At 69.6% G+C, this 22,108-nt stretch carries 36 protein-coding genes and 1 tRNA gene; 10 read left to right on the forward strand and 27 right to left on the reverse strand.

What is annotated here, in order from left to right:
- Positions 1-41 precede the first annotated feature (41 nt).
- Genes ACWEPF_RS16185 through ACWEPF_RS16205 form a run of 5 tightly spaced genes read right to left on the reverse strand, consistent with a single transcriptional unit; the run spans position 42 to position 1,653 of the window.
- Positions 42-227, reverse strand: coding sequence for a hypothetical protein (locus tag ACWEPF_RS16185; protein ID WP_452173039.1), 186 nt, complete (start codon positions 225-227; stop codon positions 42-44).
- 16 nt (positions 228-243) lie between these two features.
- Positions 244-423: a hypothetical protein gene (locus ACWEPF_RS16190; protein WP_452173040.1), complete on the reverse strand. Its 180-nt coding sequence runs from the start codon at positions 421-423 to the stop codon at positions 244-246.
- A 16-nt stretch (positions 424-439) separates the two neighbouring features.
- Positions 440-1,132: a DNA methylase gene (locus ACWEPF_RS16195; RefSeq protein ID WP_452173041.1), complete on the reverse strand. Its 693-nt coding sequence runs from the start codon at positions 1,130-1,132 to the stop codon at positions 440-442.
- Complete coding sequence (locus ACWEPF_RS16200; protein ID WP_452173042.1) at positions 1,129-1,359, reverse strand: hypothetical protein; 231 nt, start codon at positions 1,357-1,359, stop codon at positions 1,129-1,131. The genes ACWEPF_RS16195 and ACWEPF_RS16200 overlap by 4 nt, the downstream gene beginning before the upstream one ends.
- A 27-nt stretch (positions 1,360-1,386) precedes the next feature.
- The gene (locus tag ACWEPF_RS16205) at positions 1,387-1,653 is read right to left on the reverse strand and encodes a hypothetical protein (protein ID WP_452173043.1); all 267 of its coding nucleotides are present in this window, start codon (positions 1,651-1,653) and stop codon (positions 1,387-1,389) included.
- Positions 1,654-1,756: 103 nt separating this feature from the next.
- Here ACWEPF_RS16205 and ACWEPF_RS16210 point away from each other — a divergent pair, with 103 nt between their 5' ends.
- A complete protein-coding gene (locus ACWEPF_RS16210; protein WP_452173044.1) occupies positions 1,757-1,987 on the forward strand; it encodes a type II toxin-antitoxin system prevent-host-death family antitoxin in 231 nt (76 codons plus the stop codon).
- A gap of 77 nt (positions 1,988-2,064) precedes the next feature.
- Here the strand turns inward: ACWEPF_RS16210 and ACWEPF_RS16215 are convergent, their stop codons facing one another.
- The 20 genes from ACWEPF_RS16215 to ACWEPF_RS16310 all read right to left on the reverse strand — a co-directional run bounded on the left by ACWEPF_RS16215 (position 2,065) and on the right by ACWEPF_RS16310 (position 12,874).
- A complete protein-coding gene (locus ACWEPF_RS16215; protein WP_452173045.1) occupies positions 2,065-2,769 on the reverse strand; it encodes a hypothetical protein in 705 nt (234 codons plus the stop codon).
- A gap of 45 nt (positions 2,770-2,814) precedes the next feature.
- Positions 2,815-3,174: a hypothetical protein gene (locus tag ACWEPF_RS16220; RefSeq protein ID WP_452173046.1), complete on the reverse strand. Its 360-nt coding sequence runs from the start codon at positions 3,172-3,174 to the stop codon at positions 2,815-2,817.
- Complete coding sequence (locus tag ACWEPF_RS16225) at positions 3,174-3,437, reverse strand: hypothetical protein (protein ID WP_452173047.1); 264 nt, start codon at positions 3,435-3,437, stop codon at positions 3,174-3,176. Before ACWEPF_RS16225 ends, ACWEPF_RS16220 begins: the two co-directional genes overlap by 1 nt.
- Positions 3,437-3,745, reverse strand: a complete 309-nt coding sequence (locus ACWEPF_RS16230) for a hypothetical protein (protein ID WP_452173048.1) — start codon at positions 3,743-3,745, stop codon at positions 3,437-3,439. Before ACWEPF_RS16230 ends, ACWEPF_RS16225 begins: the two co-directional genes overlap by 1 nt.
- A 76-nt stretch (positions 3,746-3,821) precedes the next feature.
- The gene (locus ACWEPF_RS16235) at positions 3,822-5,597 is read right to left on the reverse strand and encodes an AAA family ATPase (RefSeq protein ID WP_452173049.1); all 1,776 of its coding nucleotides are present in this window, start codon (positions 5,595-5,597) and stop codon (positions 3,822-3,824) included.
- Between the two features lie 92 nt (positions 5,598-5,689).
- Positions 5,690-6,505, reverse strand: coding sequence for a DUF2303 family protein (locus tag ACWEPF_RS16240; RefSeq protein ID WP_452173050.1), 816 nt, complete (start codon positions 6,503-6,505; stop codon positions 5,690-5,692).
- A gap of 2 nt (positions 6,506-6,507) precedes the next feature.
- Positions 6,508-6,876: a hypothetical protein gene (locus tag ACWEPF_RS16245; RefSeq protein ID WP_452173051.1), complete on the reverse strand. Its 369-nt coding sequence runs from the start codon at positions 6,874-6,876 to the stop codon at positions 6,508-6,510.
- A 32-nt stretch (positions 6,877-6,908) separates the two neighbouring features.
- Positions 6,909-7,097: a hypothetical protein gene (locus ACWEPF_RS16250; RefSeq protein ID WP_452173052.1), complete on the reverse strand. Its 189-nt coding sequence runs from the start codon at positions 7,095-7,097 to the stop codon at positions 6,909-6,911.
- Positions 7,094-7,573, reverse strand: coding sequence for a WhiB family transcriptional regulator (locus ACWEPF_RS16255; RefSeq protein ID WP_452173053.1), 480 nt, complete (start codon positions 7,571-7,573; stop codon positions 7,094-7,096). Before ACWEPF_RS16255 ends, ACWEPF_RS16250 begins: the two co-directional genes overlap by 4 nt.
- The gene (locus ACWEPF_RS16260) at positions 7,570-8,196 is read right to left on the reverse strand and encodes a hypothetical protein (RefSeq protein ID WP_452173054.1); all 627 of its coding nucleotides are present in this window, start codon (positions 8,194-8,196) and stop codon (positions 7,570-7,572) included. Before ACWEPF_RS16260 ends, ACWEPF_RS16255 begins: the two co-directional genes overlap by 4 nt.
- Entirely contained in the window at positions 8,193-8,930 is a 738-nt protein-coding gene (locus ACWEPF_RS16265; protein WP_452173055.1) for an exonuclease domain-containing protein, read from the reverse strand. The genes ACWEPF_RS16260 and ACWEPF_RS16265 overlap by 4 nt, the downstream gene beginning before the upstream one ends.
- Positions 8,927-10,018 (reverse strand): recombination directionality factor, encoded by a 1,092-nt coding sequence (locus ACWEPF_RS16270; RefSeq protein ID WP_452173056.1) that lies wholly within the window; start codon positions 10,016-10,018, stop codon positions 8,927-8,929. The genes ACWEPF_RS16265 and ACWEPF_RS16270 overlap by 4 nt, the downstream gene beginning before the upstream one ends.
- A complete protein-coding gene (locus ACWEPF_RS16275) occupies positions 10,018-10,935 on the reverse strand; it encodes a hypothetical protein (RefSeq protein WP_452173057.1) in 918 nt (305 codons plus the stop codon). Before ACWEPF_RS16275 ends, ACWEPF_RS16270 begins: the two co-directional genes overlap by 1 nt.
- 1 nt (position 10,936) lies before the next feature.
- Positions 10,937-11,167 (reverse strand): hypothetical protein, encoded by a 231-nt coding sequence (locus ACWEPF_RS16280; RefSeq protein ID WP_452173058.1) that lies wholly within the window; start codon positions 11,165-11,167, stop codon positions 10,937-10,939.
- Positions 11,167-11,316: a hypothetical protein gene (locus tag ACWEPF_RS16285; protein ID WP_452173059.1), complete on the reverse strand. Its 150-nt coding sequence runs from the start codon at positions 11,314-11,316 to the stop codon at positions 11,167-11,169. The genes ACWEPF_RS16280 and ACWEPF_RS16285 overlap by 1 nt, the downstream gene beginning before the upstream one ends.
- Positions 11,313-11,750, reverse strand: a complete 438-nt coding sequence (locus ACWEPF_RS16290) for a hypothetical protein (RefSeq protein WP_452173060.1) — start codon at positions 11,748-11,750, stop codon at positions 11,313-11,315. Before ACWEPF_RS16290 ends, ACWEPF_RS16285 begins: the two co-directional genes overlap by 4 nt.
- Positions 11,750-11,938: a hypothetical protein gene (locus tag ACWEPF_RS16295; protein WP_452173061.1), complete on the reverse strand. Its 189-nt coding sequence runs from the start codon at positions 11,936-11,938 to the stop codon at positions 11,750-11,752. The genes ACWEPF_RS16290 and ACWEPF_RS16295 overlap by 1 nt, the downstream gene beginning before the upstream one ends.
- Positions 11,935-12,288 (reverse strand): hypothetical protein, encoded by a 354-nt coding sequence (locus tag ACWEPF_RS16300; RefSeq protein ID WP_452173062.1) that lies wholly within the window; start codon positions 12,286-12,288, stop codon positions 11,935-11,937. Before ACWEPF_RS16300 ends, ACWEPF_RS16295 begins: the two co-directional genes overlap by 4 nt.
- Before the next feature lie 119 nt (positions 12,289-12,407).
- Positions 12,408-12,653, reverse strand: a complete 246-nt coding sequence (locus ACWEPF_RS16305) for a hypothetical protein (protein WP_452173063.1) — start codon at positions 12,651-12,653, stop codon at positions 12,408-12,410.
- Positions 12,650-12,874 carry a helix-turn-helix domain-containing protein gene (locus ACWEPF_RS16310; protein WP_452173064.1) on the reverse strand — a complete coding sequence of 75 codons (225 nt, stop codon included), beginning with the start codon at positions 12,872-12,874 and terminating at the stop codon, positions 12,650-12,652. The genes ACWEPF_RS16305 and ACWEPF_RS16310 overlap by 4 nt, the downstream gene beginning before the upstream one ends.
- 172 nt (positions 12,875-13,046) lie before the next feature.
- Between ACWEPF_RS16310 and ACWEPF_RS16315 the strand changes: the two genes are divergently transcribed.
- The 5 genes from ACWEPF_RS16315 (at position 13,047) to ACWEPF_RS16335 (ending at position 17,442) form a co-directional block, all read left to right on the forward strand.
- Complete coding sequence (locus ACWEPF_RS16315) at positions 13,047-13,592, forward strand: helix-turn-helix transcriptional regulator (protein WP_452173065.1); 546 nt, start codon at positions 13,047-13,049, stop codon at positions 13,590-13,592.
- A gap of 113 nt (positions 13,593-13,705) precedes the next feature.
- Entirely contained in the window at positions 13,706-13,885 is a 180-nt protein-coding gene (locus ACWEPF_RS16320; RefSeq protein ID WP_452173066.1) for a hypothetical protein, read from the forward strand.
- A gap of 39 nt (positions 13,886-13,924) precedes the next feature.
- Positions 13,925-15,235 carry a phage integrase central domain-containing protein gene (locus tag ACWEPF_RS16325; protein ID WP_452173067.1) on the forward strand — a complete coding sequence of 437 codons (1,311 nt, stop codon included), beginning with the start codon at positions 13,925-13,927 and terminating at the stop codon, positions 15,233-15,235.
- 36 nt (positions 15,236-15,271) lie between these two features.
- Positions 15,272-15,354 (forward strand) — tRNA-Val (locus ACWEPF_RS16330).
- Between the two features lie 708 nt (positions 15,355-16,062).
- Positions 16,063-17,442, forward strand: a complete 1,380-nt coding sequence (locus ACWEPF_RS16335; RefSeq protein WP_452173068.1) for an RNA-binding domain-containing protein — start codon at positions 16,063-16,065, stop codon at positions 17,440-17,442.
- A gap of 593 nt (positions 17,443-18,035) precedes the next feature.
- Here the strand turns inward: ACWEPF_RS16335 and ACWEPF_RS16340 are convergent.
- Both ACWEPF_RS16340 and ACWEPF_RS16345 read right to left on the reverse strand, forming a co-directional pair.
- Complete coding sequence (locus ACWEPF_RS16340) at positions 18,036-18,566, reverse strand: GNAT family N-acetyltransferase (RefSeq protein ID WP_452173069.1); 531 nt, start codon at positions 18,564-18,566, stop codon at positions 18,036-18,038.
- Entirely contained in the window at positions 18,563-19,561 is a 999-nt protein-coding gene (locus tag ACWEPF_RS16345; protein WP_452173070.1) for a hypothetical protein, read from the reverse strand. The genes ACWEPF_RS16340 and ACWEPF_RS16345 overlap by 4 nt, the downstream gene beginning before the upstream one ends.
- A 551-nt stretch (positions 19,562-20,112) precedes the next feature.
- Between ACWEPF_RS16345 and ACWEPF_RS16350 the strand changes: the two genes are divergently transcribed.
- The 4 genes from ACWEPF_RS16350 to amcA are packed head-to-tail and all read left to right on the forward strand — an operon-like array spanning position 20,113 to position 22,039.
- On the forward strand, positions 20,113-20,523 hold the full coding sequence (locus ACWEPF_RS16350) for an ATP-binding protein (protein ID WP_452173071.1): 411 nt from the start codon (positions 20,113-20,115) through the stop codon (positions 20,521-20,523).
- A complete protein-coding gene (locus ACWEPF_RS16355; RefSeq protein WP_452173072.1) occupies positions 20,520-20,708 on the forward strand; it encodes a hypothetical protein in 189 nt (62 codons plus the stop codon). Before ACWEPF_RS16350 ends, ACWEPF_RS16355 begins: the two co-directional genes overlap by 4 nt.
- A gap of 21 nt (positions 20,709-20,729) precedes the next feature.
- Positions 20,730-21,872: a cyclophane-forming radical SAM peptide maturase AmcB gene (gene amcB / locus ACWEPF_RS16360; protein ID WP_452173073.1), complete on the forward strand. Its 1,143-nt coding sequence runs from the start codon at positions 20,730-20,732 to the stop codon at positions 21,870-21,872.
- On the forward strand, positions 21,869-22,039 hold the full coding sequence (amcA, locus tag ACWEPF_RS16365) for a multiple cyclophane-containing RiPP AmcA (RefSeq protein WP_345287546.1): 171 nt from the start codon (positions 21,869-21,871) through the stop codon (positions 22,037-22,039). Before amcB ends, amcA begins: the two co-directional genes overlap by 4 nt.
- Positions 22,040-22,108: the final 69 nt, after the last annotated feature.

Below are 22,108 nucleotides of genomic sequence, written 5' to 3' on the forward strand. Positions count from 1 at the left end.
GTGCCGGGCGGCGGGCGCCCGGCCGGCGGGGTGACAGGCGGTCAGGCGGGCACGTGGTCGGGGCAGCGGTCACCGCGGCGGCCGAACGTCCAACCGCGCTCCTTCAGGTACCGGCGGAGTTCGCGCTGGGTGTCGACGCGGGTTGGGTGGCCCCACTCGGTGTCGCAGCGCTCGTCGTTCTCGTCGCGGTGGTCGCAGCGGCGGGCGAGGTAGGTCTCGGCGCTCATGGCGGGGCTCCAGCGGCTAGTTGGCGGGGTCGGGGTCGACGAGCAGCAGGCCGAGTGCCTCGCGCAGTTCGTTGTCGAGGAGGAGGGCTACGGGCTGGCCGTCGTTGGTGAGGCAGCACACGACGGTCGGGTCGTCGGGGTCGGCGGGGTTGGGGTCGATGACGGTGCGGTCCCAGTGGATGAGGATCGGGTCCATGGCGGGCTCCAGGCGGTCAGGCGGCGACGGCGGTCGGGGCGAGGGCGGTGAGGGCGTGACGGCCGATCAGCTCTGTGTACGCGGGCGGGATCGCCTCGGTGAGCTCCTCGCGGACGTCGGTCCACGTGATGCCCATCGCGGCCTGCATCTCCGGGACGGTGGCCTTGCCGCCGCCGTTGCCGTACGCGGCGACGTACGGGCCGTCGAACCACTCGCCGTGGCGGTAGCCGCGCACCCGGCCGCGGTGCTTGAGGTGCGGGGGCTGCGGCATCGACCAGCCGCCGAGCTCGAAGTTCCTGTGTCGGATCACGCCGAGGCCGAACATCTCCCCGCACAGGGAGAGGTCCTTGCGGATCGGGGCGCGACCGTCGGGCTGCTCGATCACGTACGGCCGGCCCGCCACGGCGAGCGCGGCCCGGGTCGCGGCGACCAGGTCCTCGTGCTCGGCGCCCCAGCCGCGGGAGGCGTTGGTGCCGACGGTGAGTGCGCACTTGGCCTGGCAGGGCGGGGAGGTGTGGATGAGCTGGTACTCGTGGCCGTGTTCGGCGATGAACTGGACGGCGTCGGCCTGGACGAAGCGGTGCGGGTAGTTGGGGCGGTCGACGATGTCGATGCCGGTGACGTCCCATCCGGCGAGGTGGTAGCCGTGGCCGGCCCCTCCGGCACAGCAGAAGGCGTCCAGCAGGCGGGGCGGTGTCACGGCGCTCATCCGATCTTGGTGATGGTCAGGGCGCCGTCGAAGCGGTTGGGCTCCCACTCGTCGCCGAGGTACAGCTCCTGGCCGCCGGCGTGCGAGCACTGACGGCACAGGTCCGGCTCGTTGTTCTGCTCCAAGGCGAGGGCGGCAATCTCCTCGGGGTCGGTGACGTCGTCGGGGACGTCGACCTCGACCACGGTGCTGGCGCTGGTGACGAGAGTGACGGTGTAGCGGGCCATCGTGGGTCTCCGGGGGCTGAGGGGCGGTCAGGCGGCGGTGTGGAGCCAGTCGTGGCCGGGCGGCGCGGCCGGCCGGGGCGGGACGTTCAGCAGCTGGGCGAGGCGGGTCTCCGCGGCGATGCGGGCGGCGTTGGCGTGCAGCCAGGCGGGGGTGCCGTACTCGGCGGCCCGCTCGGCCTGGGCGGCGGTCTCCCGCTCGTCCAGCAGGTCCTGCACGCGGTGGGGCCAGCCGGTCTGCGGGCCGGGGGTGCAGAGGTGCACCAAGCCGGCGGCAAGGATCTCGGTGGCAGTCACGGCGGGCTCCTTCAGGCGGGCTGTGGGGCGGAGGGTTTGGCCTACTTCTCAAATGTACATAGCGCCTTCATGTACATCAAGCCGCTTTGGTAATCTCGGCTCCATGGACACAAACCAGAGCGATCACCCGATCGCTGAAGCCCGCGCCAACCTGAGCGAACTCCTCGCCGGCGTCCGGCTCCTGCGCCGCGGCTACTTCCTCACCAGCCGCGGCAAGCGGGCCGCCGCGCTGGTGCCGGTTGAGCTCGGCGAGTTGGTGGACCAGGTCGGCGGGCCCGACCGGGCGGCGCAGGTTCTCCGCGATCACCTCGCTGGAGCCCCGCCTCAGCCCTGACCCGCCCTGCCCCGCGAGCTGCTCGGTGTCTGCCGTGCGGCTCTTCGTCGTGCCCGCCTCCGGGCGGTTGACGCTGGTCACAGCCCGAGGGCGGCGAACGCCCGGCGGTGCGCTGCCCGGCTTGCAGCGTCGTCGAGGTGGTCACCGTTCAGGCAGTGCGGGAACTCACACGCCGCCAGCACCAGACCCTCCGGCTCCCGACCCCAGCGCTCCCGGAACACGAAACGCGCCGCCGGACCACGCCAGTCACGGTGCAGCAGCAACGGCACACCCTTGTCCCGCGCCCCGGACCAGCCCACGTGCCCACCCGGTTCCTCAACGACCTGCGCGGCGAGCTTCAACGCCGGCGTCGCGTGGACCAGCTTCGGCCCGTGGACCGGCCGGGTGGTGGCGGTGTCGACCTGGTGGTCGGGGGCGACGCAGTGCCGCATGCCGCATCCGGGCTTGGCGTAGCCGGCGGGGTCGCTGCCGTGGTGGAGGCGGAAGGCGATTCGGCCAGCGGTGTACAGCTGGTCGCGGTAGCGCATCACGGGAGTGGCGGAGGAGGTGGAGGTGACGGGGCCGGTCCACTCAAGGTGGCCGCCGTCGACCTCGCGCGTGTTGGCGGTCCACTTCTGCTCCAGGGTGAGCGGCTGCGGGTCGGTGGGCGGGATGCCGAGGTCGGCGCGGAGGCGGGCGGGGATGCTCTTGTCGGCGCCGGTCTGCCGGCTGATGGCGGCGTTGGAGAGGCCCTGCCGGAGGAGAGTCTCGATGGTGTTGTGCTTGGGGTGTTGGCGGGTCACGGCGGGGTCCTTCCTTGGGTGTTGACGCTGGTCAGCGGGGGTGGGCTACTCGAACGTGAGGGTGAACTGGCCGGCGTCCTCCGTCGTGGCTCGCCGGGTGCGGGCTCGGGTTTCGCGGCGGTGGGCGGCGTCGTAGTTGTTGTGGCAGCCCTGGCACATCGCCCGGAGGTTGGCGGGGTCGCAGTTCTCCGGGGTGTGGTCGAGATGAGCGGTCGTCAGGACGACGATCTTGCGGGAGTCGTAGGCAGGCTCACCGTGCCGGTTCGGGCACCGGCCGGGGTGGGACAGGCGCCCGCACTCCCCGGTGCACTCGCACCGGCCGCCAGCGCGCTCGAACCGGATCGCCTTGCTGATCTCCGGCCAGTCCTTCGGGTAGCGGTCGCGGTTCTCCGGGCGGATCGGCATCAGGACCCGACCCCCTCGACCGGCTCCGGGTTCCGGCACACCGGGCCGTAGATGTGACCCATCGCCTCGTGGTCGATCCCGCAGTACCGGCGGCCGTTGAGCTTGTACGGCGCGGTGCAGGGCCACAGGTCCGCGGCGTGGGCGTCGCACCGGTGCAGGCCGATCCGCTGCTGGGTGGCGGGGGTGCCGCAGGTCGGTCCGGTCTCGCCGTCGCGGTGCGTGCAGTTCGACCAGAGCCGCCCGGGCGGCAACTGGCGGGCCATCACGACCCTGCCGCCGCTACTGCCAGCAGGCCGGCCAGCGCTGCCCGAGCCGCACCCGGCCCGTTGTCTCGGTCGAACCCCCGCGGACTGAAGGAGTCACCACTGATGTCGACCTTCAGTGCCCGGCCGTGCACGTAATCGAACTCCAGCCGGTCACCTGCCTGTTCGATCAGCTCCTGGGCCTGCTCGACCGCGATCGGCGCGGCGCCACGGGGGTTGAGGAACCCGAGGCCCTGCTGCTGGCTGGCGTTGTAGAGGGCGGCGAGGACGGCGGCCTTGTCGAGGCCGGTGATGTCGATGGTGGTCACGAGGGGCTCCAGGGGGTCGTGTGCGGGCGGGCAGGCGCGCGGGGCGGGTGTGGACCGGTCGGCCGCTGGCGGGCCGTCAGGTGTCGTTGGGGGTGGTGTCGCAGATGAGGCAGGTGGTGTATCCGCGTGCTGCCCAGTCGGGGTTGATGGGCTTGGTGCAGAGGGTGCAGATGGGTTCGGTGGGGGTGGGTGGTCCGTCCACCTGTCCCGAACCGAGGTTCGGGGACATGGGGACAGGTCCGGGTTCCACCTGCCCCAAGCTGTCCCCGGGCTGTCCGGGACAGGTTTGACCTGGCATTTCGTCAGGATCTGTCCCGGGGATGGGGACAGGTTTCGCCGGAGAGGCCGGGGACAGGTTTGGGGACAGGTAGTTTGGGGTGTTCTGTCCGGTTCGGGCCTTGCGGAGCCGGGTGACCTCGGCGAGGACGTCGTTCCGGACCGGGAGTTCGAGCCGGTTGCACTCGGTGCGGAGCTTGTCCCGGCCGTAGGTGTTGGGGACGCCGGCCTTGTCGAGGGCCTCGATGACGTACCGGGCGGTCCCGGGTTCGGCCGGCAGCGCGGACGGGTCGAGGGGCCGGAGCACCACGGAGGTGAGCGGGGAGCCGTCGGGCTTGGTCTCCCCGTCGATGTCGACGACACGGAGCCCGAACTCCAAGTCGGCGCCCTGCTCGTCGTCCTTCTGCTTCCCGGTCTTGATCGTGACGATGGTGTTGGAGGCCCGGTCGCCGCGCTTGGAGACGTGGAGTTCGGACTGGAGCGCGCCCTTGGCGGAGGAGGAGCCGCGGCCGTGGTCGCCGACGTGCCCGGTGTGGTGGATGACCAGGACACACGCGCCGGTGGCCGCCCGGAGCTGTTCCATGCGGTCGACGACCAGGCCCATCTCCTTCGCCGAGTTCTCCTCGACACCGACGGACACCCGGGCCTGGGTGTCGACGATGATGAACACCGGGCCGAGCCGCTTGCAGGCCTCGATGAGGGTGAGCCACTCGGGGTCCATGGCCTGGACGGGGCGGGGCAGGAACAGGACGTTGTCCATGCGCAGGCCGTGGTGCTGTTCCCAGGCGCGGACGCGCTTGCGGATGCCGCGGGCGCCTTCGGCGACGAGGTAGATGACGGTGCCCTGGTGGACGTGCTTGCCGTGCCAGCGCTTGCCGGTGCCGACGTGGCCGGCGAAGTCGATGACGACGAAGGACTTCATGTGCCCGGACGGGCCGATGACGCGGGCGAGGGTGTCGAGGTGGAGGAGGTCCCCGACGAGGGGTTCGAGGGCGGGCATGTTGTCGAGGGCGGTGGTGTCGAGCATCTCGGCGAGGAGGGCGTCGACGGAGCTGGTGCGGCCGCCCGCGGCGCGGGTCTCCTCTTCCTGGAGGTGCTCGCGGAGGAGCTGGTCGAGGAACTGCGGGTCGGCGCCGCGGGCGACCTCGGTGGCGAGGCGGATCCCGAGTTCGGCCTTGCGGCGGGCCGCGGCCTTCTCTTGGACGATGCCAGCGAAGTACTCCACGGCGGTGCTCGGGGCGCTGGCCACCTCCCATAGGTAGGCGCCGCCCTGGATCATGCGGAGCTGGCCGACCTTGTCGACCTCGGCGTGGAGGGCGATGGGGTTGGTGGGCTGTTCGGCTGCGATCTGCTTGCCGATGACGTCCCAGAGGAGCTGGTGCGCGGGGTGGTAGAAGTCGGCACGGTTGATGAGGGCGCCGGCGGCGGTGTAGGCGGCGGCGGCCTGCTCGTGACCGTCGTGCATGCACGCGCTGAGCACCGCCTGCTCCGCAGCCTTGTCGGCGGGGACGCGGCGGTCGATGAACTCGCCGTCGTCCTCGTCGGTGGCTGCCGGGAAGGGCCGGACGTTGCTCACGCTGGGGTGCTCCTGTGGTGGCGGGGAGGGTGGTTGGTGGCCCGGGCGGGGCGTGGGGAGGGTGCGGCCCCGCCCGGGCGGCTTGTGGGGCGTCAGGCCCGCAGCGGGGAGCCGTTCATGACGGGCTGCCCGATGCCCTCGGCGATCTCCGTCAGCACCCCGTCGAAGCCGAGGCCCTGGTAGTACTCGGGGCGCTCCAGCTTGTAGCCGAGCTGGAGGTTGCCGCTGTGGATGCGGTACCGGAACCGGGCGGTGAGCCGGAAGCCCTCCGAGCCCTCGAACGGCTTGAGGCCGATCACGAACGTTTCGGGGATGGTGAGCTCACCGCGCTGGCCGGCCTTGGCGGTGGTCTCCTCGGTGAACACGAAGCGGCGTTCGCCGGAGGTGAGCCGGGTGCCGGACTGGAAGTTCGCCTGGGTCGCGGCCTGGATGGACTGGGCGATCTCCAGCATGGTGGCGGCGTCGGGCTCCATGAGGTCCGCGAGGTGGTCCTCCAGGAAGTTCGCGAAGGCCTCCTGGTCCATGAGGCGGCCGGACGCGGCGGTCCACTCCTGCCAGGACTTGGTGGGGCGGAGGGCGAGCTGGAGGCGGTGGTCGGACCAGCGGGGGGTGTCGGCGGTGTGGGCGTCGAGCACGGCGGTGACGGTGAGCCGCTCGGCGTCGGCGTAGACCTCGGACTCGTCGTCGCTGTGCTTGCCGTAGTAGGTGAGGAAGCTGGCGGCGTCGCGGACGGTGGTGGTGCCGGACTTCCGGGCGGGGATGCCGGTGTGCTCGGGCCCGGTGAGGTCGACCTTGTGGACGCCGCCGGGGGTGTTGAAGGCGTAGACCTTGCCGGGCGCCAGGGGCTGGCCGGCGGCGGCGCGGGTGGCGGTGTCGACGACGGTCTGGAGGTTGTCGGCGGTGGTCATGATCAGGCGTCCTTGAAGGTCTCGTTGATGGTGACGGTGCGGAAGTCGAGGGCGATCTGGCGGGGGTCCTCGCGGGTGGCGTTGCCGTTGGCGTCGACGAAGTAGAGGGAGGCCGGCGGGGTGGCCTTGGGGGCCTTGAGGGTGCTGTCGACGCTGATGGCGAGGGGGTCGCCGTCGACGTGGCCCTTGCTGGGCTCGATGGTGATGGCGAGGACGAGGGAGCCCTTCTTGCCGTGTTCGGTGACGGCGGCGACGAGCTTGTGGAACTCGGCGCTGACGGTCTCGTGGGTGCGGCCGCCGAGGTGGCCGACGAGGAAGGCGGCGAACTCCGCGGCCTCGGTGGTGGTGTTGGGCTGGGCGTGGGTGGTCATGTGGTCTGGTTCTCCTGGGCGTTGAGGGTGGGTCAGGCGGTCGGGGTGAGGCCGAGGGCGTCGAGGAGCTCGTGCTCGTCGGCGGGCCCCTCGGCGTGGCGGCGCACGTACCGGGCAGCGGCCTTGAGGGCCTCGGCGGAGAGCGGCGGTGCGACGATGACGACTTCGTGGTCGGAGATGCGGCCCACCGGGTCGGCTCGGTCCCGTTGGCGGACGCTCACGCGGCGAGCACCGGCCGGCCGGTCCGCTCCGGTGCGGGGATGACCTGACCGGAGAGGATCAGCGCGTGGGCCCGCCGGACGACCTCGGTGGGCTTGTGCAGCCACGTCGCGATCTGCCCCCACGGCTTGCCGTTGTTGACGTGCCGGACGATCCGGGTGCCGAGCTGGTGCGCGGTCTCCCGCGCGGCCTTCTCGATCTGCGCGTTGTCGTGTGGGGCAGCGGTCTTCTCGTACAACTTCCGCCGCTGGGACGGGATGAGGCCACCCACGATGCCGTCGCGGGCCTTGGCGCCCTTGTTGCCCTCGTAGCGCATGACGCGGGCGAGGCACTCGGAGATGACCGGGCAGCGGCGGCACACGGCGATCGCCTCTTCGGCCTGGAGCATCCCCTGGGTGGAGAGGAGGCTCTCCGGAAAGAACAGCTCCGGGTCTTCGCCGACGCATTCGGCCTGCTCGCGCCAGTAGGTGTCGGTCATGAGTCGGTCCTCTCGGGCCAGTTGACGCCGGCAAGGGCGCGGGTGTGGGTGTCGGGGAGTGCCGCTTGGGGGTGGCCGAGGTGGTGCAGGCCCATCGCCAGCAGCACGTACGCGTCGGCCTGGTCGTACTTCGCGCGGCCGTCGCACTCGATGCCGTACTGGTCGGCAACGGCCTGCCGGACGAGGCCCTTCACCTGAACCGGCGTCAGGCTCCGGCGGGTCTCCGCGTCGCGGTGCCGGGCCTTCCCGGTGGCGAAGATCGTCCGGTTGTCCGGAGGGACGACCGCGCACGGGATCCGGCGCTTCCACAGGTCGGTGCGGACCATCCACCGCAGGGCAGCCATCTCGTCGTGTCCGACCTGGGTGGCGCGGGAGAAGGCGGGGCCCTCGATGACGACGAAGTCCGCGAGCCGGTAGAAGGACTGGGCTCGGTGGAGGACGTAGTCGAGGCGCTCCTCGGCGCGGCGCTGGCCGCTGGTGAGGTAGTCGGTCCAGCCGAGGCCGGCGACTCCGGTGGTGCCGAGGGCGAGGTCGAGGGCGATGACGAGGGGCGCCGAGGCGGTGGGGGCCGGGCCCGCCCCGGCCGGAGCCGGGACGGGGGGCAGGATGGCGAGCTGGTTCACTCGGCCACCTGCTGCCTCGGCACCAGCGGCCAAGCACCCTCCACCACGGCGTCCGGGTCCTTCGTCTCCCGGAAGTACCGCTGCAAGCTCATCGCCTGCTCTCGGGCCCACGTCTTCTGCCGAAGGTGCAGCAGTTCGAGGTCACCCTCCAAAAGCTCCGGGTACTTGACCGCCTGCCGGTAGGCGATCCGCACGGCCGCGAGGGCATCAGCGTGGGCATCGTGGGCGTCGTCCTCGGACAGCTGCACGCCGTAGTGCGCGGCCATGTTGACCAGCCGACGCCCGCCCTTGCGCCACTTGTCCATGGCCTTGTCGACCACGTACGGGTCGATGACCAGCGGCTCCACACCGTCGGCCTGCTCCAGCAGTGACGGCAGACCGTGACGACCCAACTCCCGGTCCAACAGGGTGAAGTCGAAGCGGGCGTTCATCGCCACGATCGGGACACCGGCCACGACCTGCTCGGCCAGCAGGGCGGACACCTCGGTGAGGACCTCGGCGGGCGGGCGGCCCTCGGCGCGGGCCCGCTCCGTGGTGATGCCGTGCACTGCTGCGGCGCCGGCGGGGATCTCCACGCCGGGGTTGGCCATCCAGGCGTGGGATTGCGTGGGCTGGCCGGCGCCGACGAGGAGGACGGCGGCGGTAACGAGGCGGTCAGTCTCGGTGTCGACGCCCGAGCTCTCCGTGTCGAACGCGCAGAGGGGGCCGAGGTGCCAGGAGGTGTGCTTGCTCACTGGGCACCGGCCTTGAGCCAGGCCAGGAACACCCGGAGCTGGGCGGTGTCAGCGGAGCCCGGCATGGTGCCCGCGTTGCGCTCGGCGAACGCCGCCTCGGTGGCGTCGGTGGTCCAGCCGAGCGACCCGGCCGCGGCGATGATTTGGAACCACACCTCGGTGGGGTCCCCGTCGTCGACGATCTCCGGCTCGATCACCTCCTCCTCCGCCGGGGCGGTGGGCGTGGCCGGCTTCGGGGTGAGCACCTCGACGCGGGCCTTCAACGCGGCCTCCAGCGCAGGGTTCATGTGCCCGGCCCGCACCGCGGTGCTGTAGATGTCGCGCACCGTCTGCGGGTCCCGGGCGAACCTGGCGAGCGCCACGTAGTCCGGCGCCGGTGCGGCCTCGATCGCGGCCCGCTCCGGGCCCGCCGCGGTGAGCTCGACCGCCCCCCGAATCTGACCGGACATCAGCTCGGTCGGGCTGATCTCCACGTCCAGGGTGGGCACCATGAACCGGTTGGTGCCCTTCTCCGTGACGACGCTCTTGGCCTCCATGCCGAGCCACCCGGCGACGTACCCGCCGACCTGGGCCAGCAGTTCGGCGGCCGGCGGGAGTTCCACGGCGGCGTAGTAGCCCTTGGAGATGAGCAGCCACTGGCCGAGCGCGGGCAGGTCGCGGAGCATGACGTTGACCCGGGTGGTGATCTTGCAGTCGCGCTTCTCCGGGGCGCACAGGCACGGCCGGTCGAGCTTGTGCTCGGTGACGCCGTCGCAGCGGCGCACGCACTTCGAGCCCTGGTACAGCTCGTACCACTGCGAGACGGCGTCCGCCGGGGGCACGAGGACGGGGAGCCGGTCGACGGTGGTGTACACCTCGAACTCGGCGGGGCCGCCGTTGGCCGGGGTCCAGGGCTGTACGGTGCCGCCGTACAGCTCTGCGACCTGCTTCAGGATCGGCTGGGACGCGGAGGTGATGCGGAACTTGTCGAGCTTGGCCGGGCGCTTGGCGGGGTTGCCGTTGCGGTCGGTGTTGCCGGTGGCCACGGTGTGGCCGATCCGGATCTCGCCGAGCTGCCGCATGCGGCGCTGGAGGTCGATGATGGGCATCAGTCGGCGTCCTTCCGGGAGTTGGTGGGCGGGGTGAGGGCGGTGCCGACGACGGTCTTGGACAGGCCGGACACCCACTCGGCGGCCTGCTGGGTGATGCGGAACGCGGCGAACACCTGGTCGTCGCAGACGACGGGGATCAGCCGGTAGCCCTCCGGGCGCAGGTGCAGCACCACGCCGGTGGTGTGGACGGTGGGCATCGGCACGGTGGAGCCGTCGCGCATCCACGCGATTTCCGCGCGCCGGTAGGCGCTCATCTGGAGCGCGGCCTCGGGGTAGACGCCCTTGACGTCCAGCTCGCCGCCGGTCTTGGTGTCGCCGATCAGTACGGTGCTGGCGGGGACGCCGAGGGCGGCGGAGATCAGCGGGGAGCGCAGCAGGTAGTCGAGGGTCCCGGCGTACCCGAACTCGGGGCTGCCGACGACCATCTCGGACGCCTCGAACTCCACCTGCCAGTCGCGGACGAAGGCGAGGAAGTGCCGCAGGTACGGGGCCATGTCGGGGTCCTCGACCAGGCCGACCGGGATGGGCTGGCCGAGGACGTGGGCCTCGATGATGTGGTGCACCGCGCTGCCGATGTCGGCGCGTTCGTCGCGCTTGCGCAGCGCTGCTCGGGACAGCCAGTCGCGCTTCTCGGTGCGCTCGTTCGGGCGGAGCGAGGCGGCGACGAGCTGGGGGAGGTTGGCGAACGCGCAGTCGGCGACGACGCCGGCGGCCCAGCGGGAGAGGACTTCGCCCTTGGTTCCGCCGAGGTTGAGGATGGTTGTGACGCGCCGGTACTTGGCGCCGGTGACCTTGTCGCGGTACCAGCCTGCGGACGGCTTGGGGATGCGGTCCGGGCCGGTGGGGGCGGTGGTCTTCCGGCGGGGCCCGGCGGCCGGGGGCACGGTGACCCCCGGCAGCTCGGTGATCGTCATTTCAGTGGCCCGCCTTCACGAAGCGGTCCCAAGACGGGTCCGGCACCAGCTCCGGCTCGACCGGGGCCGCGGCGGCGGCCGCCTCCAGCTCGTCGATCCGCTGGCGGGCCGCCACCAACTGCTCGGCCAGCGCGTTGCGGTGCTCCAGCACGGCGTCCAGGTCGAACCGCAGGGTCGCGGTGGCCCGGGCCACGGCGGACTCGGTGATCAGGTTCAGCAGACGGTTCAGCATCAGGAGTCGTCCTCCGGCGAGTAGTTGATGTCCACGTCGTCGATGTCCGGGTCGCTGTAACGGACGGCGTCCGCGATCCGGCCGATCTCCCTGTCGCGCTCCTCGCGGGGCATGTCCGCGCGGAGGTGCACGATGACGTCCCACCTCACGCGGCCACCCCCTGCACCGGGACCGGCGCCGGGCCGACCGCCGCGAGCATCCGCTCCGCCAACACCCGCACCGCCGACGCCGGGAACACCATCTCCGTCCCCCCGAGCCGCAACAGCAGCTCCTCCATCAGCTCGTCCGCCGCCGGGCCGGAGGCCTCCGCGAGGGCGGTCAGCTCCTCGCCGACGCCGTCCGGGTCCTCGACGAACTCCCGCGCCAGGCCCCGGAACAGGGCCGCGATCAGGGTGTGCGGGTCGAGGACGGCGGTGGTGACGTTGGCGCGGACGCCGAGCGGGTACGGGCCGGCCACCTGGTGCACGGGGGTGGCCAGCTCCCCGCGGGCCGCCAAGGCGGCCGCGATCTCGGCCGGGCCGCCGGGGGTGTTGGCGATGAGGGCGGTCGCGCGGCGCACGACCGGGTTCACCTGGTTGTTCATCAGAGCTGTCCTCCGGCACGCATGTTGGCGATCGTGTTGGCGTAGGTCTTCCGAACCGCGTCGGGCCAGTCCGAGGGGTCGTCACCGTGCTGGCGGCACCAGCGCTCGAACACGGCCATCTCGGCGGGGGTGTACTTCTCGCGGACCGGGAGCGGCTCGGGCGTCGGGGCGGGGCCGTTGGCGATCACGCCGCCACCGCCAGCAACTCCGGGTACGCCGACAGACCGGCGTACGACACGATTCGAACCTCCACGCCCCGCCACACCACGATCAGCCGCTGGGACACCCGCGACTCACCCCGGTTCGTGAACCGGAATGGCTCGGACAGGTGGCCGCCGAGGGCCCGGGCGTAGGCCTCCATCAGCTGGCGGATCTCGCGGCCGGTGAGCGGGTCGACGCCCTCGTTCAGGCCGGCGCTCAGCAGGCCGTCGGTGTCCAGGTGCCAGACCAGGAGCGGGAGTTCGCGGTGCTCGGTGAGCAGGGCCTGGAGCACCAGCACCGGGCCGAGCTGGGGGATGTGAGAACGGGTAGGCTGCATGTCAGCCCACCTCCTTCCGTTGAGAAGCGGGATGTAGCTCGGTGGGCCTGGGCCTTCGCTGGCGTCCGGGGTGCGACCCGGGTGTCGCTGCGAGGGCCCAACCCATGTCTGGGGGAGCGTCAGGCGGCGCGGTGGCCGTAGTCGGCCGGGTCGATGTCACCGGCCAGCTGGATCTTCAAGATGTGGTCCAGGCGGAACCGCACCTTGCCCCCGCTGCGGGTGTGTGGGACGCGGCGCTCGTAGGCGGCGTCCTTGAGCGTGCGGACTGTGTAGGCGAGGAGCTTCATCGCGATGACCTCCTCCGGCGTGTAGAGCCGGAGCCGGTCGACGGCGGTCAGAACCGGGGGCTTGGCGAGCTCGGTCACGGCGCTTCCTCTCTGTTGATGGCGGCGACGGGCACGTTGAGTGCCACTGCGATGCCGCGAAGGGTTTGGTCACTGGCGCCGGTCAGGCCCCGCTCAAGTCGTGAGAGGAACCCCCGGTCTCGGCCCGTGAGGGCGGACAGCTGCCGGAGGCTCACTCCGTGAGCCTCTCGGAGGCTTCGGATTGCGGAGCCGTTCGGTGTCACGAGAGAAGAGAACCACATTGGCGCTCACTGAGCAAGCATCAATGCACACTGAATCTACAGTCGCGCACGCTCACTCAGTCTGCATGGGGCGCCCCATGCAACCCGTGCGCCCCCTTGGTGAGCCTTAAGCGCAGGTCAAAAGGCTTGATCTGGATGCTGCGGGTTGCATCAGATGAGGCATGATGTGGGCATGAACTTGGACTGGGCGCGCCTCGGCAGCGCAGTGAAGGCCGCGCGCCTCGCTGCGGGACTGTCGCAGGTCGACCTCGCGGACGCGGCCGGCCTCAGCCGGAGCGCCGTGCAGGCCATCGAGCGGGGCAAGGCGTTCGACGCCCCTCAGCTCTCACACCGAAGCGTCGCCAGCACCCTTGGCTGGCATGCCAACTCGGTGGCTTCAGTCCTCGCCGGTGGCGATCCGGTGCCGCTTCCCGCAGTTGGCCAGCCGATGCCCCCTGCTCCAACAGCTGCGGCGGCCGCGGCTGGCCGCTCGGAGGCTGACGAGTTCCTCGACGACCTCACGGAGCGGGTGAAGCTGGCCCTGCTCGGAGGGAAGGTGGTCGACTCCGACGTGGTCGAGCTCGACGACGAAGGCGGCGAAGAGCCGTCCGAGGTGGTGCTGATCTGGAAGCGGGGCGAGCGGCCGGACATGACGCCGGCTCAGCGGAGGGCCGCAGCGCGCAAGTGGGCGAAGCTGCAGGCCGCCGCCCGCGAGATCCTCGCGGAGGATGCCCAGTAGGGCACGCTCTGACGACACGCCGGGCACAATTCCACGCACTCTGGGTGAGAGTGTGGGAGACTTCGTCCACCTGCGAGGGGGGCAATCCCGACACAGGTAGGGGGCTTCCGCGCATGCGGATCGAGCGCGTCATCATGCTGCCCACCGACGGCCCTGTCGCCGTCGTCCGACGTCCCGGATTCGACCCGGTCGTCTTGCTGAACGCTGCCCATGTGACCGAGGCGGGTGCCGTCCGGGTTGAGCAGCTCCTGCGTGCTGACACTACGCTCGTCGATCGCTTCCCCAGCGCGTAGCCCACACCGCACACCCTGCCCAACTGGCGGGTGCTCGCGGTGTCGTGGGCGCCCGCCCCCACCGAGGGGGTCAACACCTTGGCGTACGCCGAGAAGATCTACAAGGTCAGGAACGGCCAGAAGACCAAGCAGTTCACGTGGAGGTGCGTCTACCTCAAGCCCGACGGCAAGCCCGGCTTCAAGCCCGGCTTCGCGACCGCGAAGCTGGCGAAGGAGTGGGGGAACGCCGAGGAGGCCAAGGTCAAGGCCGGCACCTGGATCGACCCGAACCTCGCCACCCTGCAGTTCGGCACCTGGGCCCGGGAGTGGATGGCCGCGAAGTCGCCGCGCGGACGTACCGTCACGACCCGGTGGGAGAGGCTGGATGCCCACATCCTGCCCCGGTGGGAGCACGTGCCGCTGCGGCAGATCAACTGGTTCGACGCGGAGAACTGGGCCAACCGGGTGGGAGAGGCTACCGACGACAGCACTGCCTCTCAGTGCCTGACGATCATGTCGCAGATGCTCACCGGTGCGGTGGACGCGAAGAAGCTGGAGTCCAACCCCCTTGCCGGGCGCCGCCGTTCACGCACGGCGGCGATCAAGGCGAAGAACCAGGCCAAGCAGGCCGCCAAGTCGAAGGCGCCGGCCACCCCGGAGCAGGTGCTGCTCATCGCGCGCCGCGTCGGCCCGCTGGACGGCATGCACGTGCTGACGACCGGCTTCCTCGGGCCGCGCTGGGGCGAGGGGGCTGCTCTGACCCGGGCCAGCCGCGGCACCCGTGAGGAGGCCCACCGGGGCGGCATCTGGACCTGCCCGACACTGATGATCCGCGAGGAGGTGGCGGAGTACCAGATCCGCGACCCGGAGACGGGCAAGAAGGGCCCGATGTTCTTCGACTTGGAGCCGGTCAAGACCGACGGATCGCTGCGGGACATCGACGTCCCGCCCTTCCTGGATGCGCTCCTCGACGAGCACGAGAAGCGCCTGCCGAAGGACCGCCAGGCGTTGTTCTGTACCCGTTCCGGGACGTGGTGGCGCAACAGCAACTTCGGCAAGCAGGTGATGCGGCCCGGGGCGGACGGCAGGAAGGCGCTGCCGGTGTCCAAGGGGCACCGGGCGCGGGAGGGTTGGGACCCGATCAGGCCCGGGCTGACGATGGACTTCCTGCGGCACCTGCACGACTCGCTGCAGGCTGAGCTGAAGGTGGCGGAGCCTCTCGCCTACGAGCAGGCCGGCCACAAGCGGGGCGGGATCAAGGCGGTGTACCAGCACCCTACGGTGGAGTCGAGGATCGAGCGGCTGGCGGGGCTGCAGGGTATCTTCGAGAGGGCGATGGACACCCTCGGGTGGGAGCGGATCTGGGAATGAAGTTGATCTCCTAAATTTCCCCTAAATGATCCTCCAGGGTGATGAGTTGCCAGGTGACGGGTAGTCTGAGCGCCGCCCTTACAAGGCGGATGTCGGCGGTTCGAAACCGTCTGCGCCCACAGTGCACGACCAGCAACGAGCCCCGGACCGATCTCGGTCCGGGGCTTCCTGCATCACTACCCGACATCAACACCGGCGGGTCCGGGCCTGCGAGCTACCCGGCCGGGGGCATCAGCCGCTCGCTGTCAGCCAGCAGAGTGCTCCACTTCGCCCGGAGTCCGAGCAACCGCCCGAGCGCGGGCTGACCTGCGCGTAAAAACCTTCCCTACGGGCTCAAGGGCGCGCAAGCGCGCCGCGCGCGGCCCTGGCCGCTCGCCGCCACTCCTGTGTTCGCCCTGCTTCGGCGGCGGCCGGCCGCGCCAGGCGACGGACGATCCGAGGTGGGCCAACCCCGCTGTGGCTGAGGGCGGGCGGCTCCGCGGTTTTACCCACCTGTCGAGCCCGGGGCCCGCACCGAGCAAGACCGGGGGGCCACTCGGCCAGATCGCGGGCAGGCGAGGAGCCTGCCCGATTCGCAGGTCAGCTTACGGCCCCCCGATCATGCTCGGACCCAACCCCGACAGGACACCGGCCAAAACCGCTCCACCGCCCTCAGAGCCAACTGGTGACAGGCTGTGATGCAGAACTACCGAAGTCGCCCCAGGCCTGCGCAAGGAGGAGTACTGTGCCATCCAAGTCGCACACCTTACGTTGACGTGCAGATGTTACACCGCCGCATACCCGCCGGAGGGGAAATGGAAGAGCGGTATCTTTCTCACAGTGAAGCCATGTCACTGATCGAGCGGCAAGAATCTCATTTTTGGGACTTCAAGAGCTCCGAGAGCGGCGGCAGGAACATTCAGGAAATCTCCTCAGCGCTCGCAAACGCAGAAGGCGGTGAATTTGCGGTTGGGATCGAGGATTCCAAGCGCTTCACTGGCATCGAGCGCTGGAAAGGCTTCGCGACGGTTGAGGATGCCAATTGGCTCCATCAGGCCCTTGTCAATGACGCCGATCCGCCGATTCCGTATGACCTTGAGTACCTCTGGATCGAGGGCGAAGAGCACAGGGGGGTCTGCTGCCTCGTAACCGTCCAGAAGAGCCCAGATGTTCACAAGACGGCCAAGGGCGAGGTCTATCAGCGCAAGGGAGCCCAGTCGCTGAAGCTTACGGGAGGAAAAATTGCCGACCTGGCTCTCTCGAAAGGCGCTCGCTCATACGAGGATCAATCGCTGAAGGACTACGATCTCGCCGAACTACGCGACGAGGCCGAGCTGCAGAATTTTCTAAAGGACTATAGTCCAAACTCCACCGCAGAGAAGTTTCTCCGGCGCCAGCGACTTGTGACGAAGGCAGATGACCTTGCCACCGTGGCGGCAGCTATTCTGTACGCAGAGGAACCATCCGCCGTTGTCCCCAAGCGCTGCTCCGTGAAGATCGCCAGATACGAGAGCAGGGAAGCTGCACCGGACCGCAGGTTTCTCAAGGGAACTCCACTGACGATCGACGGCCCCGCCCGCCTCGTGATTGAACGCACACTCGACACCGTTGCCAAAATCATCGAGGCGGTGCCAGTTCTAGGGACCGACGGCATGATGTCATCGGTAAAGTACCCTCCGGAGGCACTTAAAGAGATCATCGTCAATGCTGTAATCCATCGGGACTACAATATCTCCGACGATATCCTGATCTCAATCTTCGACAACCGAGTCGAGGTGCGAAGCCCAGGAAAGCTGCCTGGGCATATGACACCCGACAACATCTTGACCGACCGGTTCGCCCGGAACCCTAGTATCGTTCGACTTCTCAATAAGTACCCGGACCCGCCAAACAAGGACATCGGCGAAGGTCTCGACACCGCTTTCAGTGCAATGAAGGCAGCGAAACTCAAGGAACCGCAATTTGTCGTCGAGGACAACGCCTTCGTCGTCGTTCTCGCACACACTCCACTTGCAAGGCCAGAAGAGCTGATCCTGGAGTACCTCGGTAACAACGAGGAGATTTCGAATCGGACCGCCCGGTCACTAACCGGAATCGAGTCTGAAAACCGAGTAAAGCAAGTATTTTATAAGCTCAGGAAGGCCGGTCGGATCGAACAGGTGCCAGACCGGATCCGGTCTAAGGCCGCGTGGAGGCTTGCGTCGGGCGCATCCAAAGAAGCCGAGTGACTGAGTAAATTCCGCACTCTGGGTGGCAAGCGGCACCAGAAGAGCAAGCGCTGCCACCTACGCGGCCGCTGATGGGGCCTGCTGAGGGTCTAACTGCGCTACAACCACCCCGTACTACAACGAACAACTACGGACCTTCAGGGCACGAGTGCGCAGGTCAGCCGCAGTCCAGGTGCAGGCAGGGAGAGTCCCCAGGTTGCTTCGGGACGAAGAGGCCACGGCTTCAGATGCCGCCGCCCCGACCCAGTACAGAGGGCCTGTCGGAGAAATCTGACGGGCCCTCTGACGCATGTGCCAGCAATGAAGTAGAGCAACTACTCCGGCTACTGGCGGCCTTCATGGACTGGTGTGCCGGGTCCTCGTCCTCGGGAGCGTTCCGGGGCCGGGGGTGCCGGAGCTCGCGTCGGGGTGCGCCGAGCCTCTTGAGCGCGTTGAGCGCCTGCTCGGAGGGGGTCTGGGTGTAGACCTCAATGGTCACTGCCTTGCGGGGACAGGGCCGGGCCGGCTCGACGAGGTGCGTGACGTTGCGGGCGATTCAACGACAGGCGGCTGGTGGTACCCGCCAAGTGACCTTTGGTCCTGCTGTCCTCCCGTCACCTTCGTGCCCGGATCATCGCGGTGAGTCGTGGCGACTCGGGTGAGGGCTGCTGGCTGTTGAACGGTTGGTAGCCCCAACTCTCGTACAGTGCCTGAACCTTGCCGTCCCCGGCCAGCGGGTTGACCATCAGTGTGACGCGGTCCTCGACGCGGCCGGCCAGTAGGTCGTCGTGGATGCGGCGTGCGGTTCCCGTGCCACGCCAAGGCGTGCGGACGCCGATCTCCTTGATGACCATGACCGGGGTGTCGGTGTAGCCGTCGGGCAGGGGCTCGGCCATGCGCTTCCAGTAGCGGTCGCCGGCCTCGACGGTGTTGCCGTAGGCGTACCCGACCGGCTCCTGGTCGTCGTAGCCGAGGACGAGTTCGAAGCCGGGCTCGGTGGCGTGGCGGTCGAGGCGTTCGGCGAACGTCTCGACGCGGTAGTTCGCCAGGTGCAGCAGCGGTGCCCGTACGTCCGCGTACACCTCCAACAGGTCGCGCCGAACCTCCGGGGTCAGGTCGAGGTGGTGGCGTAGTTCGACGGTCACGCGGTGGTCCTCCAGGTGTCGCGGGCGTACTGAGCCCAGGTCAGGTCGGGGGTGCCGTCGGCGGCCAGGTCGTGAAGTTTGGTGCCGAAGGCGGTCAGCATGCCGGCGACCCGAGGATGACTGGAGACCTCGGCGGGAACCGACATGGCGGTGGCGACGGCGGGCTCGAAGTCGCCTTGGCCGAGCTGGGCGTGGGCGAGGCGGACCGTGGTGATCGCGTGGGAGCGTTGCATGGTGCCGCGGCGGAGGGCGAGGCAGCGGTGGGCGTGGGCTTCGGCGTTCTCCCAGTTCCCGGCGGCCAAGTGGGCGGCGAGGGCGAGGGAGTCGAGTTCGGCCTGGTCGTAGAACGCGGTGATCCACACCGGCCGGGACGCTCCGGCATCAGCACGCTCCAAGGCGTCCTGCGCGTGGCCGAGCAGGCGGTGGACGGCGTTGGTGTCGCCGGTGAGGCCATGGATGGCCGCGTGGCGGGCGTGTCCGAGGGAGGCGAACAGTGGGTCGCGGCGGGCGATCGGCAGGCCGCGGGCGACGTCGTTGGCGGCAAGGGCGTCACCGGGGCGACCCAGGTGGCGGAAGAGACTGCCGGCGTGCGACCAGATTCGGAACTGGATGGTGGAGTCGCCGGACATGGCGGCTATGGACGCGGCTTTCTGATGGTGCTTCAGGGCTGCTTCGAAGCGGCGGCCGTCGATCGCGGCCCACATGGCGGACGACATGAAGGAGGCCGCGCAGGCGTACAGGGTCGCGCGGATGCGCTGGGACGCGGTGCCGCGCTCCTGGAGGGCGAGGGCTTCGTCGGCGAGTTGTACGGCCCTTGTCTCGATGGTGACCCGGCCGCCGTGGCGGTGGTCGCTGGCGATGACCTCGGCGAAGCGCGCTTGCAGCCGCTGGATGTCGGCGGTGCCGATCCGGTCCGGTGCGGCACTGGCCGGGGCGTGGGTGAGGATGGCGGCGGCGGTCCCGCCGGTGGCCGTTATGAAGTCGCGTCGCCTCACGTCTGCCTCCGGTGTGGTGCGGGCCCGGCCTGTGGGGAGGAAGCCGAGCTGTTCAGGCGTGCAGTCGAATACTGCACTGAGTGCTACCCGGATCTTCCCTGGGGGCCATCGGGTGGCACCGGTCAGCCAGTTGTGGACTGTTCGCTCGGATACGGTGCCCAGCTTCCCGGTGAGCAGCTTGATTTTGGCGTTCACCTCGCGCGCCAACTCGGTCTTCGTCATGCGGCGTTCAGTCATCCTGCTGCGGAGAGCGGCATTGACCACCATGCGGTCAACGTAGCCGCACTGTCGCCTGATGTGCAGGGCCTCAGGTAATGGGATCGTCAAGTCTTCCGGTTGGTAGCGGCCTATGGATGGTGAACTTTGCCTCACAGTCGTGGAGTTGGGGGTTGTTCACTGGATGTGCGCCGTCGGTCACCCCCTCGGTGGCGGCCTCTCCTTCTGACCTCACCTCTGGAGTTCGCCATGCCCTTCTCCTTCAGCTGTTCCGGACGAGTCCCGGTGACTGAGCAGGTCCGCCGGGGCGGGTCGGCGTGAGGGGAGCGGTCACCGTGCTGGAGCTCCCGGTGGCACCCGCATGGGTGAGCGCAGGTCTGCCCTACGAGCCGCGCTCGGCGTCGCTCGCCCGGCAGCTGGTACGGGTGACGCTGACCTGCTGGGGCGTGGACGGCCTGGTCGACGACGCACTGCTGGTGGTCTCGGAGTTGGTCGGCAACGCCGTGAAGACCGGCTGCCAGCTGGAGATGACGGTTCGTGTCATCCGTCTGACGGCAGTCTCGGTGCGGGTCTCGGTGACGGATGGCTGCCGTGTTCTGCCGGTGCGGATCGAGGCGGACGGCGGTGAGGAGTCCGGCCGCGGCGTCGACCTCGTCCACATGCTCACCCAAGGCCGGTGGGGTGTCGTGCCGGAGGCGTTCGGCAAGACCGTCCACGCTGACCTGTGGGTCGGGAGGAAGCCATGACGGGCAAGTACCGGGGCCGGGCGCAAGACCCGGTCGCCACGGTGCTGCAGGAGGTCTGGACGACCGGCCATCTCATCGCCCTCGGCCTGCTCGGCGCGGTGGCCGACCATCAGCTCACCAGAGCCCCGTTGCCCGAGACCTCGGCCTCGGCGCCCGATGCCGAACCACCGACACCGTACGTCTGACCCTGCGAAGGAGCCCGCACGATGCAGACCCTGGCCCGCTACCGGCGCCGCATCGCCCGCCGTCCGGCGGCGTACGTCGTACAGCCGGACGGCTTCTGCAACCTCAACTGCACCTATTGCTACCTCCCCGACCGCAACCGCCGTACGCCGATGCCGGTCGAGGTCGCCGAGGCCATCGCCCGCTCGGTCGCCGAGCTCGCCGACACCGCCTCGCCGAAGCCGGTCGAGATCATCTGGCACGCCGGCGAGCCGCTGGCGATCGGCCGCCGACGCTTCGCCGAGCTGCTGGCCCCTTTCGAGCCGCTGCGGCAGGCCGGACTGGTCGAGCACTCGGTGCAGACCAACGCCGTCCTGATCAACCCCGCGTGGTGCGGGTTCCTGACCGAGAACGGGTTCCGGGTCGGGGTGAGCATCGACGGGCCGGCAGCCCTCAACCAGCAGCGCGTCGACTGGGCCGGACGGCCGGCGTTCGACCGGATCACGAAGGGCATCAGCTGCCTACGCGAGCACGAGGTGCGGTTCGCGGTGATCGCGGTCGTCAGCGCGGAGAGCGTAGGCGACCCCGAGGGCCTGCTGGACTTCATGGCGGGCCTCGGCTGCCACAGCGTCGGTCTGAACATGGAGGAGACCGAAGGTGTCAACACCGACCGCTCGGTACCCACCGTCGAACAGGCCCGCGAGTTCTGGCGCCGCACCATCGCCTGGTCCCGGCAGCACAAGGAATTGACCGTCCGTGAGGTCGACCGCCTCGGCGGCTACCTGCGAGCCGCCCGCTCCGGTGTCCCCGCGGCTTGGGACGAACTGCTGATCGACCCCATACCGACCGTCTCCTCCGCCGGAGACGTCGTCCTGCTCTCGCCCGAGCTCGCCGGGATCAAAGACCCGGCCTACGAGGACTTCCGGGCCGGCAACGTCATGGAGCTGAGCATCGGCTCCATGTTGGACCGCGCGCACGAACTGCGGTACGTGCGTGAGTTCCTGACCGGTCTGGACGAGTGCGAGGCCACCTGCGAGTTCTTCGGCTTCTGCCGAGGAGCGCAGGCCGGCAATCGCTACTTCGAGAACGGCCGCCTGGACACCACCGAGACGAACTACTGCCGAGTGTCCAGGCAGGCCCTCATCACAGCCCTGTCCGATACCGTCCGAGAGGAACAAGCCGCATGAACCTGCTCGAGCTGCTCGCCACCACCGACGCCCCGGTGATCGCCGACCTCACCACCGGCACCCTGAGCGGCCCCGCGGTCGCCAAGTTCGACAACCGGCCGACCTGGGACAACCCCACCCCCCAGTTCGACAACCGGCCGACCTGGGACAACAAGAACGGCAAGTAGCGCCACCTGCACCACCCGGGCCCGCACCCTGCGGTGTGGGCCCGGCCCCGAACCGAGAGAGCGGAGCCA

The organism is Kitasatospora sp. NPDC004289, assembly GCF_053602875.1.